General features: G+C 61.7%; 1 protein-coding gene. It reads right to left on the bottom strand.

Annotated features, from left to right (window positions below):
• Positions 1–267, bottom strand: a 267-nt coding sequence (locus ACTNA2_RS09115; protein ID WP_441049398.1) for an agmatine deiminase family protein, incomplete at its 3' end; no start/stop codon positions are given.
• Positions 268–392: the final 125 nt, after the last annotated feature.

Genomic DNA, 392 nt, shown 5'->3' with positions numbered 1-392 from the left:
CGTGATGCAGTGGATGTTGCCGCCGCCGTAGACGACCTGGTCGGACTTGACGCCCACGCACTTGTAGACGCCCTCGCCCCAGACCTCGTCGTAGATCTCCTGGAGCGTGTCGACGGCCAGCTGGTCGTTCTCGTCGCCGTACTGCGGGACGATGACGCCGTGGTTGGTCACGAGGTAGTTCATGTAGGAGGCGATCAGCGGCTCGTCGGGGACGCGCGGCTCGGCGTTCTCGTCGGCGTCGATGGTGTCGCAGGAGGCCTGGTCCATGTACAGCGGCTTCACGTGTTAGCGTCAATCTATTTTTCACCAGTTTCGCTAAACAGGCGCGCCGTTCGCGCAAAGGCGGTTTCACCGGTTGCGCTAACGTATTTTCACCGATTCCGGTCACGGCT

Source organism: Collinsella sp. HCP28S3_E9, assembly GCF_052065455.1.
Lineage (GTDB): Bacteria > Actinomycetota > Coriobacteriia > Coriobacteriales > Coriobacteriaceae > Collinsella.
This window is presented reverse-complemented; position numbering and strand designations above follow the sequence as displayed.